This is a genomic window from Amycolatopsis alba DSM 44262 (assembly GCF_000384215.1).
GTDB lineage: Bacteria > Actinomycetota > Actinomycetes > Mycobacteriales > Pseudonocardiaceae > Amycolatopsis > Amycolatopsis alba.
This window is the reverse complement of sequence record NZ_KB913032.1, coordinates 7,275,371-7,291,219: the sequence shown is the minus strand read 5'-3', so window position 1 is coordinate 7,291,219 and position 15,849 is coordinate 7,275,371. Positions and strand designations below refer to the sequence as shown.

General features: G+C 68.9%; 16 protein-coding genes. 8 read left to right on the top strand and 8 right to left on the bottom strand.

All coding sequences use genetic code 11. The features are described 5' to 3' along the window. Window positions 1–178: 178 nt before the first annotated feature. From AMYAL_RS0134185 to AMYAL_RS0134175, 3 genes are read right to left on the bottom strand one after another with little or no spacing between them, the layout of a single operon-like run. On the bottom strand, window positions 179–826 hold the full coding sequence (locus tag AMYAL_RS0134185) for a response regulator (RefSeq protein ID WP_020635801.1): 648 nt from the start codon (window positions 824–826) through the stop codon (window positions 179–181). Continuing rightward, on the bottom strand, window positions 823–1,926 hold the full coding sequence (locus AMYAL_RS0134180; protein WP_026467671.1) for a sensor histidine kinase: 1,104 nt from the start codon (window positions 1,924–1,926) through the stop codon (window positions 823–825). The genes AMYAL_RS0134185 and AMYAL_RS0134180 overlap by 4 nt, the downstream gene beginning before the upstream one ends. Before the next feature lie 56 nt (window positions 1,927–1,982). Further along, window positions 1,983–2,981, bottom strand: coding sequence for a LacI family DNA-binding transcriptional regulator (locus AMYAL_RS0134175; RefSeq protein WP_020635799.1), 999 nt, complete (start codon window positions 2,979–2,981; stop codon window positions 1,983–1,985). Window positions 2,982–3,142: 161 nt separating this feature from the next. Between AMYAL_RS0134175 and AMYAL_RS0134170 the strand changes: the two genes are divergently transcribed. The 6 genes from AMYAL_RS0134170 (at window position 3,143) to AMYAL_RS0134145 (ending at window position 11,421) form a co-directional block, all read left to right on the top strand. Then, complete coding sequence (locus tag AMYAL_RS0134170) at window positions 3,143–4,213, top strand: ABC transporter substrate-binding protein (protein WP_020635798.1); 1,071 nt, start codon at window positions 3,143–3,145, stop codon at window positions 4,211–4,213. 2 nt (window positions 4,214–4,215) lie between these two features. Then, window positions 4,216–5,688 carry a sugar ABC transporter ATP-binding protein gene (locus AMYAL_RS0134165; protein ID WP_020635797.1) on the top strand — a complete coding sequence of 491 codons (1,473 nt, stop codon included), beginning with the start codon at window positions 4,216–4,218 and terminating at the stop codon, window positions 5,686–5,688. A 38-nt stretch (window positions 5,689–5,726) separates the two neighbouring features. Beyond that, the gene (locus tag AMYAL_RS0134160) at window positions 5,727–6,683 is read left to right on the top strand and encodes an ABC transporter permease (RefSeq protein ID WP_020635796.1); all 957 of its coding nucleotides are present in this window, start codon (window positions 5,727–5,729) and stop codon (window positions 6,681–6,683) included. Continuing rightward, window positions 6,680–7,672 carry an ABC transporter permease gene (locus tag AMYAL_RS0134155; protein WP_020635795.1) on the top strand — a complete coding sequence of 331 codons (993 nt, stop codon included), beginning with the start codon at window positions 6,680–6,682 and terminating at the stop codon, window positions 7,670–7,672. The genes AMYAL_RS0134160 and AMYAL_RS0134155 overlap by 4 nt, the downstream gene beginning before the upstream one ends. Window positions 7,673–7,681: 9 nt before the next feature. Further along, window positions 7,682–10,405, top strand: a complete 2,724-nt coding sequence (locus AMYAL_RS0134150) for an AbfB domain-containing protein (protein WP_020635794.1) — start codon at window positions 7,682–7,684, stop codon at window positions 10,403–10,405. Between the two features lie 269 nt (window positions 10,406–10,674). Further along, window positions 10,675–11,421: a LysR family substrate-binding domain-containing protein gene (locus AMYAL_RS0134145; protein ID WP_020635793.1), complete on the top strand. Its 747-nt coding sequence runs from the start codon at window positions 10,675–10,677 to the stop codon at window positions 11,419–11,421. On the opposite strand, the gene AMYAL_RS0134140 is transcribed toward AMYAL_RS0134145, so the two are convergent. The 4 genes from AMYAL_RS0134140 to AMYAL_RS0134125 all read right to left on the bottom strand — a co-directional run bounded on the left by AMYAL_RS0134140 (window position 11,418) and on the right by AMYAL_RS0134125 (window position 13,560). Next, window positions 11,418–11,768: a DUF5997 family protein gene (locus AMYAL_RS0134140; protein ID WP_020635792.1), complete on the bottom strand. Its 351-nt coding sequence runs from the start codon at window positions 11,766–11,768 to the stop codon at window positions 11,418–11,420. The genes AMYAL_RS0134145 and AMYAL_RS0134140 overlap by 4 nt on opposite strands. A gap of 62 nt (window positions 11,769–11,830) precedes the next feature. Next, the gene (locus tag AMYAL_RS0134135; protein ID WP_020635791.1) at window positions 11,831–12,112 is read right to left on the bottom strand and encodes a PASTA domain-containing protein; all 282 of its coding nucleotides are present in this window, start codon (window positions 12,110–12,112) and stop codon (window positions 11,831–11,833) included. Window positions 12,113–12,139: 27 nt separating this feature from the next. Further along, window positions 12,140–13,168, bottom strand: coding sequence for a DUF5808 domain-containing protein (locus AMYAL_RS0134130; protein ID WP_020635790.1), 1,029 nt, complete (start codon window positions 13,166–13,168; stop codon window positions 12,140–12,142). Then, the gene (locus AMYAL_RS0134125; protein WP_020635789.1) at window positions 13,165–13,560 is read right to left on the bottom strand and encodes a GntR family transcriptional regulator; all 396 of its coding nucleotides are present in this window, start codon (window positions 13,558–13,560) and stop codon (window positions 13,165–13,167) included. The genes AMYAL_RS0134130 and AMYAL_RS0134125 overlap by 4 nt, the downstream gene beginning before the upstream one ends. 71 nt (window positions 13,561–13,631) lie before the next feature. On the opposite strand from AMYAL_RS0134125, the gene AMYAL_RS0134120 reads away from it, so the two are divergent. Then, window positions 13,632–13,994 carry a hypothetical protein gene (locus tag AMYAL_RS0134120; protein ID WP_020635788.1) on the top strand — a complete coding sequence of 121 codons (363 nt, stop codon included), beginning with the start codon at window positions 13,632–13,634 and terminating at the stop codon, window positions 13,992–13,994. Here the strand turns inward: AMYAL_RS0134120 and AMYAL_RS0134115 are convergent. After that, window positions 13,991–14,485, bottom strand: coding sequence for a hypothetical protein (locus AMYAL_RS0134115; RefSeq protein ID WP_020635787.1), 495 nt, complete (start codon window positions 14,483–14,485; stop codon window positions 13,991–13,993). The genes AMYAL_RS0134120 and AMYAL_RS0134115 overlap by 4 nt on opposite strands. A 219-nt stretch (window positions 14,486–14,704) precedes the next feature. On the opposite strand from AMYAL_RS0134115, the gene AMYAL_RS0134110 reads away from it, so the two are divergent. Then, a complete protein-coding gene (locus AMYAL_RS0134110) occupies window positions 14,705–15,841 on the top strand; it encodes a serine hydrolase domain-containing protein (RefSeq protein WP_020635786.1) in 1,137 nt (378 codons plus the stop codon). Window positions 15,842–15,849: the final 8 nt, after the last annotated feature.

The following is a 15,849-nucleotide window of genomic DNA, read 5'->3' as shown; positions in this document are numbered from 1 at the left end:
CCGGGCGGGGCACGAGGGCAGGTGCCGGAAGTCATGCGCGAGGTCATGTGACCGGGGTCAGGGCATCGGTCGGGGTACCGACGCCATCCGGCGCCCCGCAGCGTTGCGAAAGCCACGTTCGCAGCAGTCCGGGACTCCGTGCGTGCACGGACTTGGCCCTCGGCAAGGAGCGAAGCGGTCAGAACAGGCCGAGTTCCTTCGCGCGCAGGGCGGCCTGGGTCCGGTCCCGCACCTGGAGCTTGGACAGGACACTCGTCACGAGGTTCTTCACCGTGCCCTCGGCGAGGAACAGCGTCTTGGCGATCTCCCGGTTGCTGCGGCCGTCCGCCAGCAGCCGGACCACCTCCAGTTCCCGCTCCGAAAGCGGGGTCGCCGACGGCTGGGACCGTGGCGTCTCGGCAGGCAGCCGTGCCACCCTCGCGACCAGCTTCGCCGCCACCGACGGCTGAAGCACCGACTCGCCCCGTTTGGCCGCGACCAGGGCTTCCACCAGCCGTGTCGAGGAGACGTCCTTGAGCAGATAGCCGACGGCGCCCGCCCGCAGCGCGGCGAACACGTCCTCGTCGTCGTCGAACGTGGTCAGCGCCAGCACCTGGACACCGGGTTGCCCGGCTCGGAGCCGGGCGGTGGCCGCGATGCCGTCGAGCACCGGCATCCGCAGGTCCATCAGCGCGACGTCGGGGCGGAGTGCCGCGCAGAGCCGGACGGCCTCCTCGCCGTCGCCCGCCTCGCCGACGACTTCGATCTCCGGCTGGACCTCCAGCAACGTCGCCAGCGCCTCGCGGAACAGCGCCTGGTCGTCGACGATCAGGACACGGACGCTCATCCCGGCACCTCCACGGTGAGTGTCAGGCCGTGGCCTTCCGCCGAGTCGACCGCGACCCGGCCGCCGAGCCCGGCGACCCGCTCGCGGAGCCCCACGAGCCCGAAACCCTTGTCCGGCGGGGAATCCCCGGTGAGCCCGAGACCGTCGTCGCGGACTTCGAGCCGGACCCGGTCGGCTCCGGCGTAGTCGAGCACGACGGTCGCGGCCTTGGCCCGCGCGTGCTTGCGCACGTTGGTCAGCCCCTCCTGGGCGGCCCGGAACAGCGACTCTTCCACCTCGGCGCGTGTGTCCCGAGCCGTGCCCCTGACCTCCAGCCCGGTCGGCACCCCCGCCGCCGACGCCTCGTCCGCCAAGGCCCGCAACGCGTCCGCGAGCGGCTCCGGGCGCGGCTCCCGCAACGCCGACACCGACCGGCGGACCTCGGCGAGCGCCTCACGGGACTGGTCCTGTGCCTTGGCGAGCATCCCGTCGGCGCGTTCCGTGTCCCCGGTCCCGATCACCGCGCGGGCGGCCTGCACCATCATCTGCACGACCGTGAGGTGATGACCGAGCCCGTCGTGGATGTCGCGCGCGACCCGGTTGCGTTCCTGGATCGTGGCGAGCTCTTCGGCCTGCGCGGCTTGAACGCGAAGGCGTTCGTGTGCCTCCGCCAGCTCCTCCCGCGCCCGTCTCTCCCGGACGACCAGCTCGGTCACCACGGCGGCGAACACCATGACCGCCAGCGTCCCGAGTCCTTCCCGGAGCCCGTCGATCGGTGCCATCGGCAGATGGATCAGCGGGATCAGCACCGCGACCCCGAACGCCACGGGCAGCGGCAACAGCAACACGGTGTGGCAGACGAGGACCACGAGAAGCAGGACGGCCCCGACAGCGGCGCCCGAAAGCGAGAACAGGGTGAAGCCGAGCGGTAACTGAACGCAGACGTACGCGATCGCCCAGGCACGCCCGCGTTTCTGGACCCAGGGGAAGCCGGCGATCGCGATCGCCGCGTAGACCAGGCCGGCCACGAGTGTCGGCAGCACGAGCGTCTCGTATCTGGCCGAGCCGAGGGGCAGCGTCACGTACGCGACGACAGTCAGCACGGCCAGGGCCCGGTTCACGGACACACAATGCTCGACTCCCCGCGAAAACCGCAAGTAGTCACCTGCTTGCGGTGTCAGGCGACGGTGCTGTTCCGGATTTCGAGGGAGAAGGGGGTCTGGACGTCTTCGGGTTCGAGGTCGGTCCCGCCTGCGATGCGCCGCCGCAGCAGATCGACCGCCGTCCGCGCGATCGCCGCCTTGTCCGGGGCGATCGTCGTCAGCGAGGGGAGGCTGTACGCGCTCTCCTCGTTGTTGTCGAAGCCGACGATCGCCATGTCCGACGGCACCTGGACGCCGCGTTCGGCCGCGGCGCGAAGGGCACCGATGGCCAGGAGGTCGTTGAAGCAGAACACCGCGTCGGGCGGCTCCGGCAGCGCGAGAAGATGTGCCATCGCCTCGGCGCCGTTGGCACGGTGGTAGCGCAGCGCGGGCAGGACCAGTTCCGGAACGGGCCTGAGGCCCGCCTCTTCGAGCGCCGAGTGGTAGCCGTCGAGTCGTTGCGCGGCGGTGTGGCGCTGCGGATGCGCGCCGATCGCGGCGATCCGGCGGCGGCCCAGCGAGAGCAGGTGCCGCACCGCGATCCGAGCGGCCTGGACGTTGTCGATGCCGACGTGGTCTATCGGGACGTCGACGACGTGCTCGCCGAGCATCACCAGCGGAACACCCGGCGCCAGATCCTCGAAGTCGTTGGTGTGCAACGCTTCCGGGCTGATGATCGCGCCGTCGATCAGATGCGGGCCCAGCGCGGACAGCGTGTTGCGCTCCCGCTCCCTGGTGCCGAGGGTCTGCTCGATGAGCACGTTCCACTCGTGCTCCTGTGCCGCCTGCAGCACCAGGCCCGCCAGTTCGCCGAAGTACGGGATGCTCAGCTCGGGCAGCATCAGCCCGAGGAACCCGGTGCGGCCGCGGCGGAGGTTGCGGGCGCCGAGGTTGGGCCGGTAGCCGGTCGACGCCAATGCCTCCTCGACGCGCTTGCGGTTCTCCGGCTTCACGAAGTCGTAGCCGTTGACCACGTTCGACACGGTCTTGACGGAGACGCCCGCGATCTTGGCGACGTCCTTGAGCGTGGCCACCCTCGCTCCCCTCTGCAGTGGTCCGGCACAGATCCGGCACAGCCTAGCCGCGCGAACGGCGGATTTACAACGTTGTACCAACGATGTAAATCTGGCATCGTCCCTATGAGTGACATGGGTCACCGCAGACCCCTGTGCTCGACTTCCCCGAGGAGCGATCGATGTCCCTGCCCATCCGCCGCACCCTGCTCCTGGTGACCGGCCTCGCGCTCGCGCTGACGGCCTGCACCAGCCGTGAGACCCAGCAATCCGCCCCGTCGGGGGCGGGACCGGCCGCTTCGGCGGCGCCGAGCCAGGCCGCGACCGGACCGGGATGTGCCCGCGAGAAGACCGGCTACCCGCAGGTGGACGTGAAGAACGCGGTCATCGGCTTCTCCCAGTCGGAGAAGGAGGCGAACCCGTTCCGGATCGCCGAGACGCAGTCCATCAAGGACGAAGCCGCGAAACTCGGTTTCCCGGCGGACAAACTGCTGGTCACCAACGCGCAGAGCGATCTCAACAAGCAGGTCAGCGACATCAAGTCGCTGCTGGACCGGGGCGCGCAGCTGCTCATCGTGGCGCCACTGAACTCCGACGGCCTGCAGCCCGCCCTCGACGCGGCGAAGGCCAAGAAGGTCCCGGTCATCACGATCGACCGCAAGGTGACCTCGCAGCCGTGCGCCGACTACCTGACCTTCATCGGCTCCAACTTCGTCGAGCAGGGCAAGCGCGCGGCGCAGGAGATGGTGAAGGCGACCGGCGGCACCGGCAAGGTCGCGATCCTGCTCGGCGCGTCCGGCAACAACGTGACCACCGACCGCACCAAGGGGTTCAAGGACGAGATCGCCACGACCGCCGGCATCCAGATCGTCGCCGAGCAGACCGGTGAGTTCGACCGGTCCAAGGGCCAGGCGGTCATGGAGCAGCTCATCCAGAGCAACCCGGAGATCACCGCCGTCTACGCCGAGAACGACGAGATGGGCATCGGCGCGGTCACCGCGCTCAAGGCCGCGGGCAAGACACCGGGCAAGGACGTCAAGATCGTCTCTATCGACGGCACCCGCAACGCCGTCCAGCTCATCGCCGACGGCAGCTACAACGCGGTGATCGAGTCCAACCCGCGCTTCGGCCCGCTCGCCTTCTCCACCCTGGCGGACTTCGCCGCCGGCAAGGAGATCCCGCCGACCGTGGTCATCTCCGACGACCAGTACGACTCGGCGAACGCCGCGCAGAAGCTCGGAAACGCGTACTGACGATGGAACCGGTTCTCGAGGTCGAAGGCGTGACGAAGACGTTCGCCGGGGTGCGCGCGCTCGACGACGTGTCGTTCGCGCTGCGGCCGGGCGAGGTGCACGCGCTGGTGGGCGAGAACGGCGCCGGGAAATCGACGCTGATCAAGGTGCTCACCGGCGTGCACAAGCCGGATTCCGGCACGATCCACGCGCGGGGCGCGATCTCCACGATCTACCAGGAGGTCAACCTCATCCCGCTGATGAGCGTGGCGAGCAACGTGTATCTCGGCCGCGAGCCGAGGAAGAGGTTCGGGCTCGTCGACTGGGCGCGGATGAACTCGGACGCGGCGGCCCTGCTGGCGGACTACGGCATCGACGCCGACGTCCGCCGTCCACTCGGGACACTCGGTGTCGGCGCGCAGCAGATGGTCGCGCTGGCCCGCGCGGTGTCGGTCGACGCCGACGTCGTGATCATGGACGAGCCGACGTCCTCGTTGGAGCCGCGTGAGGTCGAGACGCTGTTCGAGGTCATCGGCAGGCTGCACGAGCGCGGGATCGCGATCGTGTACGTCAGTCACCGGATGGACGAGCTGTACCGGATCTGCGAACGGGTGACGGTGCTGCGGGACGGCAGGCGGGTCCACACCGGACCGCTCGCCGACCTGCCGCGCCTGGAACTGGTGTCGATGATGCTCGGCCGCAGTGTCGGCGACATCCGCGTCCACGGCGCGACGGCCTTCGATGGCGACCATCACGCGGGCCGGGAACCTTTGCTGCGCGCGGAGAACCTGACCAGCGGCAACCGGCTGAGCGGCGTCTCGGTGGACATCAGGCCCGGCGAGATCGTGGGGCTGGCCGGGCTGCTCGGCTCCGGCCGGACCGAGACCGCGCGGGCGATCGTCGGTGACCTGCCCCTGTCCGGCGGCACCGTCCTCGTCGGCGGAAAGCAAGTCCCGCAAGGGAATGTGTCGGCCGCGATGCGCGCGGGCGTCAGCATGCTCGCCGAGGACCGCAAGACCGAGGGGATCATCCCGCATCTCTCGGTACGGGAGAACATCGTGCTCGCCGCGCTGCCGAAGCTGTCCCGCTTCGGCCTGGTCAGCCGCGCCCGGCAGGACAGAATCGTCGACACCTTCGTGAAACGCCTGCGGATCAAGGTGTCCAGTCCCGATCAGAAGGTCGCGGAACTCTCCGGCGGCAATCAGCAGAAGGTGCTGCTGGCCCGCTGGCTGTGCACCGAGCCGAAGGTGCTGCTGCTCGACGAGCCGACCCGTGGCATCGACGTCGGCGCCAAGGCGGAGGTGCAGGCGCTGATCGACGAACTCGCCAAGGACGGCCTCGCCGTCCTGCTCATCTCTTCCGAGATGGAGGAACTCCTCGACGGCGCCGACCGGTTGGTCGTGCTCAAGGACGGCGCGGTGGTCGGTGAACTGGCGGGGGAGCAGCTGACCCAGGACCACGTGCTGGCCGCGATCGCTTCGGGCGGCGCGGAATGACCAGCACCCAGCGGAGAACAGAGGAACCGGGAACCACCATGACGGACACGGCGAAAACGGTGGACCGGACGAAGGTGGCCCGGTGGCTCCAGGAGTACGGCGTGTACGTCGCCGTCGTCGCGCTCGTGCTGTTCAACATCGGTTTCACCGCGAACTTCCTGACCGTCGGCAACTTCCGGACCCAGCTCATCCAGGCCGCGCCGGTGCTGGTGGTCGCGCTCGGGATGGCGCTGGTCATCGGCACCGAGGGCGTCGACCTGTCGGTGGGTGCGGTGATGGCGCTGTCGGCGGCGATCATCCCGTTGTACCTCGGTGCCGGGACGCTGCCCGCGGTCGCCATCGCGCTCGCGGCCGGGCTGGCCGCCGGGACGCTGAACGGTGTCCTCGTGGCCAGGATCGGGATCCAGCCGATCGTGGCGACACTCGCCTTGCTCGTCGGCGGGCGCGGGCTCGCGCTGGTGCTCGCCGACGGTCAGCTCGTCCAGCTGCACGATCCGGGCTTCCTGGCGCTGGGTACCGGCGAAGTGCTCGGGATCCCGGTGAGCGTGCTCATCGCGGCCGTCCTGGCCGTGCTGATGGCGGCGCTGGTCGGGAAGACGGCGTTCGGCAGGCGGCTGGTCGCGATCGGCGGCAACCGCCGGGCCAGTGTGCTCGCCGGACTGCCGGTCAACCGTGTCCTCATCGGCGTCTACGCGATCTGCGGGCTCCTCGCGGCGCTGGCCGGGGTGCTCTCCACCGCCCGGCTCGGCGCCGGCGACCCCGCGGACGCCGGGCTGCTGATGGAACTGTCCGCGATCACCGCGGTCGTGGTCGGCGGCACCCCGCTGACCGGCGGCCGCGTCCGCATCCTCGGCACGGTGATGGGTGTCCTGCTCATGCAGCTCGTCCGCGCCACGCTCATCAAGCACAACCTGCCGGATTCGACCGCGCAGATGATCCAGGCCGCGATCATCGTCGGCGCGGTGTACGTCGCACGGGAACGGAGCAGCCGATGACCGCGGCGCCCACGATGGCCGCGCAGGATTCCACCCGGCGCGAGCTGATGACCGGGGTCCTGCAGAAACAAGGCGCGGCGATCGCGCTGGTGCTCATGGTCGCCGTCGCGTGGCTGCTGTTCCCGCGCTTCGGCAGCCTGGACAACCTGCGCGACATCGCGTTGCAGAGCTCGTTCCTCGCGATCATCGCGCTCGGCATGACGTTCGTGATCATCACCGGCGGGATCGACCTCTCGGTGGGTTCGGTCTACGCGCTCGGCGGGGTCCTCGCCGCCTACGGGTCGCAGTGGGGTTTCCTCGTCGCGTTGCTGCTGCCGTTGGCGGTGTGCGGGCTGATCGGCCTGATCAACGGGCTTCTCGTCGCGAAGACCGGGATGGCGCCGTTCATCGTCACGCTGGCGACGTTGCTGTTCGCCCGCGGGCTGCTGCTCGCGATCACCACCGAGGGCGCGACGACGTACAAGATCCCCGAGGGCGAGGCGTTCGTCGAACTCGGGCGCGGCACGCTCTTCGGGTTCGGCTACCCGGTGTTCATCGCGGCGGCGCTGTGCCTGATCGGCGGGCTCATGCTGCGGCGGACCCGGTTCGGGCAGTCGGTCTTCGCGACCGGCGGCTCGGAGCAGTCCGCGAAACTGATGGGACTGCCGGTGGCGCGCACCAAGGTCACCGTCTACGTCATGAGCGGTGTCCTTTCCGGCCTCGCGGGCGCACTCACCGCGGCCTATCTGCAATCCGGTGTCACGGTGATCGGCGTCGGCCTCGAACTGGACGCCATCTCCGTCGTCGTCATCGGCGGCACCCTGCTGACCGGCGGGATGGGCACGATTCTCGGAACGGTCATCGGGGTGGGCATCCGAACGGTCATCCAGAACGTCATCAACCAGATAGGAACTCTCGACAGCAACTACCAGTCGGTGGTCAGCGGTGCGTTCCTCTTGGTGGTCGTTGTCCTGCAGCGGTCGCTGGCCCGCACGACCACCCGGAGATAGGGAGATCGCATGCACCGAAGAACCGCGCGCGCCCTGAGCGTCGTGGCCGGTCTGCTGGCCGCCGCGACGACACTCGTCCCCGTCGCCCAAGCCGCCCCCGTCCCGCTACCGACACCATGGACGAACCAGGTCTCGCCGTCCAACGCGCTGCCCGAGTACCCCCGCCCGCAGCTGGTGCGTTCGGAATGGCTCAATCTCAACGGGACCTGGGGGTTCACCGGTGCGCCGAACCTGAACTCGCCACCGATCGGGCGGCCGCTGAGCGAGAACGTCCTGGTGCCTTACCCGATCGAGTCGATGCTTTCGGGGATCAAACGGCATGAGGACAACATGTTCTACCGCCGGACGTTCACCGTTCCGTCCACTTGGGACGGTCGCAGGGTGAAGCTCAACTTCGGCGCCGTCACCTGGGAGACCAGGGTCTGGGTCAACGGGACGTCGATCGGCAGTCACACCGGAGGCTTCGACGCCTTCTCCTTCGACATCACCCCGGCGCTCAAGGCGGGGGAGAACGAGATCGTCGTCGGCGTCGCGTCGCCGGTCGACGGCAGCCGCTACCCGGTCGGGAAGCAGCGCAAGACACCCAGCGGCATCTTCTACACGGCGTCTTCCGGGATCTGGCAGACCGTCTGGCTGGAACCGGTCCGGGCCGAGAACATCACCCGGCTCGACACCACCCCCGACGTCCCCGGTGGCGCGCTCGACCTCGTCGTCCAGGGTACGGCCGGTCAGCAGGCGACCGCCGAAGTGCTCTCGGGCGGTCAGGTGGTCGGCACCGCCACCGGTGCCGTCGGAGCACACCTGCGGGTCCCGGTGCCGAACGCGCGGCTGTGGTCACCGGACGATCCGTTCCTCTACGACCTGCGGGTGCGCCTGCCCGGAGGCGACGTCGTCACCGGCTACTTCGGCATGCGCTCGCTGGGCAAGGCGATGGTCGGCGGCGTGATGCGGCCGCTGCTGAACGGCAAGTTCGTCTTCCAGATCGGCACGCTGGACCAGGGGTACTGGCCGGACGGCATCTACACCGCGCCGACCGACGAGGCGCTGCGGTTCGACCTCGAACGCCAGAAGGCACTGGGCTTCAACATGGTCCGCAAGCACATCAAGGTCGAACCGGCGCGGTGGTTCTACCACGCCGACAAGCTCGGGCTGATGGTCTGGCAGGACATGCCCGCCCTCGACTCGGTCGACGAAGTCCCGAACGGGCACGTGAACTACGAATCCGAACTGCGCCGGATGATCGATCAGCACAAGAGCATCACCTCGATCGTGCAGTGGGTGCCGTTCAACGAAGGCTGGGGCGAGTACGACGCGGGCCGGATCGTCGATCTGGTCCGCTCGATCGACGACACCCGGCTGATCAACCACAACTCGGGGTCCAACTGCTGTGTGTCCGATCCGGATCCTGGCAACGGCGACGTGATCGACGACCACGCGTACCAGGTCTCGACCGGCACCAGGCAACCCGACGCGAAACGGGTCGCGGTGCTGGGGGAGTACGGCGGCCTCGGCCGAACCGTCACCGGGCACGAATGGGAACCTGGCAAGGGGTTCGCGTACGGCGCGCTGTATCCGGACGAGACGTCGCTGACGAACCGGTACGTGGAGATCACCAAGCAGGTCGGGCGGATGGTGCACGGCCGCGGGCTTTCCGCGTCGGTCTACACCGAGCCGTATGACGTCGAGAACGAGGTCAACGGCTTCTACACCTACGACCGCCGCGTGCTGAAGATGACCGAAGCGCGGGTGCGCGAGATCAACCAGAAGGTGCTCGCCATCGCCAAGGGCACCGAGGTGGGCCGGGGCGAGCCGATTTCACTGCGAGTCACCACGGCGGGCTACACGGATCGCTATCTGCGGCACCAGGACGACTTCGTCAGGACGGACGTCCTCGGTGAAGGCAGCTCGGATCTCGCCAAGAAGGACGCGACTTTCTGGGTCCGGCAGGGGCTGGCCGACGCGTCGTGCCTGTCGTTCGAGTCGCGGAACTATCCGGGCCAGTTCCTGCGGCACACGTCGTCGCGGATCCGCAAGGACGCCAACGACGGCTCGGCCCTGTTCGCCGGGGACGCGACCTTCTGCGCTCGGGAAGGCGCCGGTGGGACGGCACTGGAGTCGTTCAACCAGCGTGGCGCCTACATCCGCCACTACGCCGAGACCGTCTACCTCGCGCGCAGCGGCGGGGCGAACCCGTGGGACACGCCAACGAGCTTCGCGGAGGACACGACGTGGGCGGCCTCTGTCCCGCTCTGGCGCAGCGGCGCCGACCTGCCGCTGGACCAGACACGGTCGTTCAAGGTGACCACACCCGGCTTCACGGATCGTTTCCTGCGGCACCGTGACGGCCTCGCGCGGACGGACGTGGTGAACGCGTCGAGCCCGGCGCTGCTGAAGGCGGACGCGACGTTCGTCGTCCGGCGCGGTCTCGCGGATCCGTCGTGCTACTCCTTGGAGGCGCGCAACTATCCGGGCCAGTTCCTGCGGCACGCGGACTTCCGGGTGCGGCTGGGCGCCAACGACAACACCGACCTGTTCCGGAAGGACGCGACCTTCTGCGCCCAGCCCGGTGCCGGTGGGGTGCGGCTCGCGTCCGTGAACGAACTGGGCACGAACATGCGGCACTACGCCGAGGAGGTCTTCGTCGCCGCCAGCGGCGGTGGTCACCCGTTCGACAACCCGGTCTCGTACGACCAGGACGTCACCTGGGCGGTCTCCGCAGCTTGGGCTCCGTAGCAGGGACGATGTCTCGAGCGCCACGCCCGAGACATTGAGCGTCTCCAGCGTGGCGCAGGAGACACCGGGTGGAGCTGGTGTTGTGAAAGCCACTTTCGCAACGGTGAAGGTTGCGAAAGTGGCTTTCACAACGCTGTCCAGCGGGCTGTGGCGGTCACCCCGACAGGACGGCTGAAAGACCCTAATCGCCATTCGTCGCACTAGGGCCGATGGGCTCACGAGGACCGGCCCCGGCGTGCTCAGCAGATACTCCCGGTAACCTTGCCCGCATGACCGGCCCGGAAACCCCCGCCTCCTTCAAGCTCGCGTACGTCCCCGGCGTGACGCCCTCGAAGTGGGTCCGGATCTGGGCCGAGCGGTCGCCCGACGTCCCGCTCGACCTCGTCCAGACGACCGCCGCCGACGCCGCGGCGCTCGTCCGCGACCGCGAGGTGGACGCCGTCCTGCTGCGTCTCCCGATCGACCGCGATGGCCTGCACGCGATCCCGCTCTACACCGAGACGACCGTGGTGGTCGTCCCCAAGGATCACCTGGTCGCCGCCGCGGACGAGGTCTCCGTCGACGACATCGCCGACGACGTCGTGCTGCATCCGCTCGACGACACCCTGGACTGGGACCGGCCGCCGGGGAAACCCGCGCTGGAGCGCCCCGCCACCACGGCGGACGCCATCGAACTGGTCGCCGCCGGGGTCGGGCTCCTCGTGGTCCCGCAGTCCCTCGCGCGGTTGCACCACCGGCGTGATCTGACCTACCGCCCGATCTCCGGCACACCCGAGTCGGGCGTTGCGTTGTCCTGGCCGGACGAGGAGAACAGCGACCTGATGGAGCAGTTCATCGGGATCGTCCGTGGCCGGACCGTCAACAGCACCCGCGGGCGGCAGCAACCCCAGGAAAAGCAGGCACCGGCGAAGAAGGCCCCGGTGAAGCCCAAGCGCCCCCAGGCCGGCGGCCGGAAGCCGCAGGCCGGGCAGCGCGGCGGCGCTCCCAAGGGCGGGAAGCGCCGTCGCCGCGGTTAGCTCTCGGTGCGGGTGGCCTTCAGCCGCGCTTCTTCCTTGCGGACCTCGGCCTGCGTCTCGCGCTCCCGCTTCAGCCAGTCGGGGTCTTCGGTCTTGACCGCGTCGATCTGTTCGGTGGTGAGGGCGTCGGTGATCCCGCCCCGCGCCAGGCCGCTGATGGAGATACCCAGCTTCGCCGCGATGACCGGACGCGGGTGCGGGCCGTTGCGGCGCAGCTCCCGCAGCCACTCGGGCGGCTCGGTCTGCAGCGCGTTCAGCTCGTCGCGGGAGACGACACCCTCCTGGAACTCCGCCGGGGTGGCCTCGAGGTACACACCCAGCTTCTTCGCCGCTGTCGCGGGCTTCATCGTTTGAGGGGTTTTGTGCGACGTCATTGCATCAGGGTAACGAGCGGCTCGGGCACCTCTGATCACACCCGGTGATCAGGCTCGCCCTGGTCTTCGAGGTGGTCCGGCAGCGGACGCCGCGGTTCGCGCACGCCGGCGGGGTCGCCGCCTCCGGCAATCCAGACGATCACCACGCTCCAGCGCGGCAGGCGCGTTCCCGGCGCGGGCAACTGCGCGACGACCACGCCGTTCAGGAGTGGATGCGGGCTGTCAGGATCGGAGCCTTGCAGCATGAGGCCCGCGTCGTACCCGGACAGCCAGGCATCGAGCGCTTGCTTCCCCACGAAGTCCGGCACCACGGCCATGAACCCTCACCCGTGGCCAGGATACTGTCAGCCGCCCTTGATCGGGAGGTTCACGACGCCGAATCCGGCGAGCACCCCGGCGACGGCGACCGCGGCGAGCACCAGCCAGGCGATCGGATGCCCGAGGTTGAGCGTCCAGTAGGTCCCGACCCGGCGGTGCACCAGCAGCGCCGGGTCGTTCCGGTTCAGGTAGACCATCCCGGCCGCGTACCAGTGGCGGTCGTCGTCGCGTTGTTCGTACCGGTTTTCGGGTTCGTCGGCGGTGGGGGACAGCCGGTGCCCGGCGTCGCCTGACCGCACGGAGAAGCCGATCCACGCGATGAAGGCGGCGAGAAGCGGCAGGTAGGCCACGATCGTGACCGGCACCGTCGTTTCGACGAGACCCCACAGTTGCAGCGAAACGACGAGCAGCGTCGCGTTGGCGCATCCGGCGGAGACCAGCAGCAGGCTGAGCACGCCGTGCAGGTACTCCCGGTACCGCGAAGCCGACCCCGACGGCCGTGCGGCGTCGATCTCGGGGCGTGCCCGTGAGATGGCGATGGCCGGCAGCGGAACCAGGACGACGAGGAGGACCTGTGCCAAGACCGTGGAGAAGTTCGCCATGCTCTTGACCAGGCCGATGACGGCCGTGACGACGGCCAGCGCCACCGCGGGCGCCAGAAGGATCCACTGTGGACGGACCGGGTCCGAGCGCAGTGAGGTGTCGGTGGCGACCGCCTGCCGGGTCCCGGCGTACCAGTCGCCGTCACGTTTCGCCGTGGCGATCGAACGATGCGCCAGGCTTCCGAACAGGGAGTACGCCACGACGAGACCGGCGATGACGAGGTCGATTCTCGTTGTCCAGCCGGTGAGAACGACGGCGCAGGCCACGACCGCACCTGCGGCGATGCCCCGGTTGTAGCGACGGCGCACGAGCGTGATGACGGCTTCTCCGGTGCGCCCGGCGGGGATCCGGACGCCGAAGGGGAGGGTCGGCCGGGCCAGCGCGGGTGCCGAGCCGAAGGCGGCCGCGATGAAGGCGATCAGCGCCAGCCGCAGCCAAACTGGCCAGATCATCGCCGGCTGCTCACCGCGAAGGAGTCCAGCACGGTTTCGCACCGGCTCGTCACCTCGCGCGGGCCCAGGCCGAGCGCGACGGCCTCGGCGAGCAGGGTGCGCAGGCGCTCCTGCCACTCGTCCGCGTAACCGTCCTCCGCCGGTCCGGAGGCCGCGTCCCGCCGGACGACGGCGCCGGTCTTGCGGTTGATCCGGATGAACCCCTGCGTCCGCAGCAGGTCGTAAGCCTTGTTCACGGTGTGGAAGTTGATCCCGAGGTCGGCGCCGAGCTGCCGGGTGGAGGGCAGGGAAGCGCCCTCGACCAGCTCACCGTCGGCGACGGCTTCGACGATCCGGTCGCGGATCTGCTGGTAGATCGGAACCTCGCTGTCGAGGTCGAGAGTCAGCAACACCAGCCAAGGATATCTGCTATACACTTGCTATAACAACTACATCAGCTAGCTGTCAGGGGAAGGTGGTCGTGATGGCGACGATGGACATCGCCGGTGGCGGAGTGCGAGTGAGGTTCTCGGCCTGGGAGAGGTTGGCCGTGTGGCGCGACGGAGTGGTCGTGCCGCGGGCGGCGATCACGGCCGTCGAACTCGTCGACGCGCCCGTGGGACGGGCGCGAGGGGGACGAGCCGGAGTGCTGGTCAGCGGAGTGCTGAAGGTGGGTTACTGGGGGCTGGGGACGGGAGTCCGCCAGCTGGTGTCGGTCCGCAGGGGAGTGCCGGCGGTGCGGGTCGCGATCGATCGTGAGGTCGCCGGGCTGCCCTTCGACGAGGTGCTCGTCAGTGTGCGGAACGCGGCGGAACTCGCGCTCGCGCTCGCGCCGAGCAACGTCTAGAGGTAGTCGAAGAACCGGTCCCACCATGACGGCGGCCGGTCCGGCGGGTAGAGGGCGTCGAAGCCGCTGATCCCGGTGTACTTGGTCCACAGCGGGTGTTCGGGGACGGGCAGGTAGCCGAGCGCTTCCAACTCGTCTTCGACCCGTCTTCGATCACGCGCCGGGAAGAGCTCCTGTTCCTCGTCTTCGTCGTAGCTGCCAGGATTCCCCAGTGTCACCGCGACGAGGCCGCCGAAATTGCTGACCGTGACCGTGACCTGGTCCTCCGCGGAGGTCGCGCCCGCCGGGATCACGATCCTGCCGAGATGGCTGGCGTCCTGGACGTGGCGGTCGACTTCGCAAGAGCAGCCGAACCGAAGGTCGAGCCGCTCCGCCAGTCGCTCGAAGCGCGCTCGTGCGGCCGGTCCGTCGAAATCGTGCGGCACTTCCCAGTAGCCGGGTTCGTCCAGCTCGCGCAGCATCGCCCAGGTCTGCTGCTCGTCGAGGGGCATCGTCGCCTCCCGGCCTCGGGTGGTCTAGTCCACTTATCGAACTGACTTTAGCGAGCCGCGTCCCGTGCGGACAATGGTGGGACGAATACTTGTTCGAAAAAGTTCCCGTGATCCGGGGTGGCGCCAGCGCTACCCCGGAATCGGCGGCCTGCACTCCTGATCTTCGTGCCCGATTCGACCAGTGTCATAGGTGTTGATCCGGTCGATGAAGGAGTGTGAATGACGGTACGCAAGGGCGTCGTGGTCCTGACCGCGGCGGGGCTGATGGGCGCTGCCTGGACCACCGCGGCGGACGCGGCCCCTGCCAAGGGGGCCGAAGTGCAGAAAAGCCTCGACTCGTTGGTGCGGCAGGAGAAGTTCCCGGCCGCGCTGGCCTACGTGACCGATCGAGGGCGCACGACGTCGCTGGTCGCGGGGTCTTCGCGGATCGATCGCCAGGTCCCCGTCCCGCGGGACGGTTCGGTCCGGGCGGGCAGCAACACCAAGACGTTCACCGCGGTCGTCGTCCTGCAGTTGGTGGCCGAGGGCAAGGTCGAACTCGACGCGCCGATCGAGAAGTACCTTCCGGGGATCGTGCGCGGCGAGGGCATCGACGGCACCAAGATCACCATCCGGCAGCTGCTGCAGCACACCAGCGGGCTGCCGGACTACGCCGAGTACCTCGGGCTGAAGGATTTCGAAAAGGTTCAGCACCGGTACGTCCCCACCCACGAACTGCTGGCCGCGGCGCTGAGCCATCCGGCGAAGTTCCAGCCGGGCACCAAATGGGCGTACAGCAACACCGGCTACCTGCTGGCGGGCATGGTGATCGAGAAGGTGACCGGACGCCCGATCCACGAGCAGATCACCGAACGAGTGATCAAGAAGGCCGGTCTGAAGCACACCTACTGGCCGCTGGCCGGCGACCAGACCATCCAGGGACGGCATCCGCAGGGATACGCCATCGGCAACGCCGCCACCGGCAAGGTGATCGACGTGACCGAGCTGGATCCGTCGTGGGGCGGCGCCGCCGGTCAGCTGATCTCGACGCCCAGCGACCTCGGCAAGTTGTTCCGGGTCCTGCTGGAAGGCAGGCTGCTGCCCGCCGCGCAGCTGGCCGAGATGCGCAAGACGGTCGACGCGCCCTTGTTCCCCGGCTCGAAGTACGGCCTCGGCCTGATGAGCAACCCGCTCAGCTGCGGCGGGGTGTACTGGGGGCACGGCGGGGACATCCACGGCTTCGAAACCCGCGGTGGAGCAACGGAAGACGGCCGCACGGTCGGGCTCGCGGTGACCGCGATGCCGGGCACCTTCGGTGACGCCGAGAAGGGCTCCAAGGCCGTAATGGCCACTGTGGACACTGCCTTCTGCAAGTGAGGAGAGTG

Excerpts from the sequence above, each read along its gene's own strand:
- AMYAL_RS0134140 (WP_020635792.1), bottom strand. The coding sequence starts at position 11,768 with ATGAAGCCCGCGACAGCGGCGAAGAAGCTGGGTGTGTACCTCGAGGCC.
- AMYAL_RS0134150 (WP_020635794.1), top strand. The coding sequence starts at position 7,682 with ATGCACCGAAGAACCGCGCGCGCCCTGAGCGTCGTGGCCGGTCTGCTG.
- AMYAL_RS0134155 (WP_020635795.1), top strand. The coding sequence starts at position 6,680 with ATGACCGCGGCGCCCACGATGGCCGCGCAGGATTCCACCCGGCGCGAG.
- AMYAL_RS0134135 (WP_020635791.1), bottom strand. The coding sequence starts at position 12,112 with ATGGCCGTGGTGCCGGACTTCGTGGGGAAGCAAGCGCTCGATGCCTGG.
- AMYAL_RS0134120 (WP_020635788.1), top strand. The coding sequence starts at position 13,632 with ATGGCGACGATGGACATCGCCGGTGGCGGAGTGCGAGTGAGGTTCTCG.
- AMYAL_RS0134110 (WP_020635786.1), top strand. The coding sequence starts at position 14,705 with ATGACGGTACGCAAGGGCGTCGTGGTCCTGACCGCGGCGGGGCTGATG.
- AMYAL_RS0134115 (WP_020635787.1), bottom strand. The coding sequence starts at position 14,485 with ATGCCCCTCGACGAGCAGCAGACCTGGGCGATGCTGCGCGAGCTGGAC.
- AMYAL_RS0134145 (WP_020635793.1), top strand. The coding sequence starts at position 10,675 with ATGACCGGCCCGGAAACCCCCGCCTCCTTCAAGCTCGCGTACGTCCCC.
- AMYAL_RS0134160 (WP_020635796.1), top strand. The coding sequence starts at position 5,727 with ATGACGGACACGGCGAAAACGGTGGACCGGACGAAGGTGGCCCGGTGG.
- AMYAL_RS0134185 (WP_020635801.1), bottom strand. The coding sequence starts at position 826 with ATGAGCGTCCGTGTCCTGATCGTCGACGACCAGGCGCTGTTCCGCGAG.
- AMYAL_RS0134165 (WP_020635797.1), top strand. The coding sequence starts at position 4,216 with ATGGAACCGGTTCTCGAGGTCGAAGGCGTGACGAAGACGTTCGCCGGG.
- AMYAL_RS0134130 (WP_020635790.1), bottom strand. The coding sequence starts at position 13,168 with ATGATCTGGCCAGTTTGGCTGCGGCTGGCGCTGATCGCCTTCATCGCG.
- AMYAL_RS0134170 (WP_020635798.1), top strand. The coding sequence starts at position 3,143 with ATGTCCCTGCCCATCCGCCGCACCCTGCTCCTGGTGACCGGCCTCGCG.